We start from the raw sequence: 1,518 nt of genomic DNA on the forward strand, positions 1-1,518 counted from the left end.
AGCTTGATGGGTCGGAAAAATATCCGACCCCACCACAGAACAAAGGTCGGAAAAAAATCCGATCTACCTCGGAAAAAAATCCGATCAAGGTCGGAGAAAAATCCGAGCCAGGGTCGGAAAAATCTCCGACAAATCAGGATACCAATCATCAGGGTACCAATCAGGATACCAGTCAGGACTTGCAGGACGGCCCGGACAAGCCGGCCCGCAACTTGGTGCTGGTGGTTGATCGCACCGACGTTCCACGGGTTGATATTCCAGCCGACATGCCGGGCCCCAAAGACCAGTCCTGCAAAACCTTCAAGGTCTGGGCGAATTACGCCATGGCCTACCGCAAGCGCTACAGCACTTGGCCGGTGTGGAACGCCAAGGTCGGTGGCCAACTCGGACAACTGGTCGACCGCCTCGGTACCGACGTCGCCCACCACGTCGCAGCCCATTTCCTGAAAACCAGCGATGCCGCAGTTCTACGCAAATGCCACAGCCTCAACGAATTGCTGGCGAACGCCGAGAGTTACCACACCCAGTGGGTGACCGGTCAGCGGATCAACGGCGCCACTGCACGCCAGATGGAACGCACCGAAGCGAACCTTTCCGCCGCTGAGCAAGCCGCTCAATTGGTTCTGACCAGACGTCAGTCGGGAGAGCGCAATGAATACCTCTGAAATGAACGACGCCCAAGTTGCTGGTCTGTCCGCTGCGATCATCGCAACAGCCGAAGCCATGGGCCAGGAGATGAGCCCCGGTACGGCGGCAATCATGGCTGAAGACCTGTGCGCCTATCCCGTATCGGACATCCGCGCTGCGCTGAAGGCCTGCCGCTTCGAAGTAAAAGGCAAGCTGACCATGGCGGACATTCTGCAGCGCGTTCAGGCTGCCGATGGCCGCCCGGGCAAGGATGAAGCTTGGGCGATCGCGATGACCACCAACGATGAATTCGAGACCGTGGTACTGACCGACGAAATCCAACTGGCTCTGGCCGCTGCAAAACCGGTTCTCGACGCCGGCGACAAGGTCGGCGCTCGCATGGCATTCATCAGCGCTTACGAGCGGTTCGTAGGCCAGGCCCGAGAGGATGCGAGACAGGTCAACTGGCACGTCTCTGTCGGGTTCGACGCCAACCGTCGTATCCAAGCCGTCACCAAGGCGGTGCAAATGCAACGTATCCCGCGGGAACACGGGCAGAAGTACTTGGCCGATCTGAGCGTTGAGCCGATCACCGAGGACGGTCGCGCCCTGGCTGGCTTGCTCACCAGCGCAGTCACCCGGCCGGCCCCGGCGATTCGCGAAAAGCTCCAGCTGGTGAAGACGTCGATGCTGGAAATGCGGAAGGTCAGTGCCGAGAGGAAAACTGAAATGAGGATTGAAGCGGCGAACGAGTTGGCGGATCGCCGGGCACTGCTGATTCAGCAGGCTCAGGAGCTGGAAGCGAAGAGGGCGACGCAATGACTGACAAGATCAGCGTCAACAGCCAGGCCAAGCTCACCGAGGCCATCACGAAGCTGAACACCATGTTCC

The 1,518-nt window shown here is 59.4% G+C and carries 2 protein-coding genes; both read left to right on the forward strand.

Features of this window, described 5'->3' with window-relative positions:
• A partial coding sequence (locus ACXRVY_RS28540; RefSeq protein ID WP_458238897.1) for a phage replication protein occupies window positions 1–665 on the forward strand: 665 nt, incomplete at its 5' end.
• Window positions 652–1,449, forward strand: a complete 798-nt coding sequence (locus ACXRVY_RS28545) for a hypothetical protein (protein WP_457265773.1) — start codon at window positions 652–654, stop codon at window positions 1,447–1,449. The genes ACXRVY_RS28540 and ACXRVY_RS28545, both read left to right, overlap by 14 nt.
• Window positions 1,450–1,518: the final 69 nt, after the last annotated feature.

Source organism: Pseudomonas sp. P5_A2_2 (assembly GCF_054177685.1).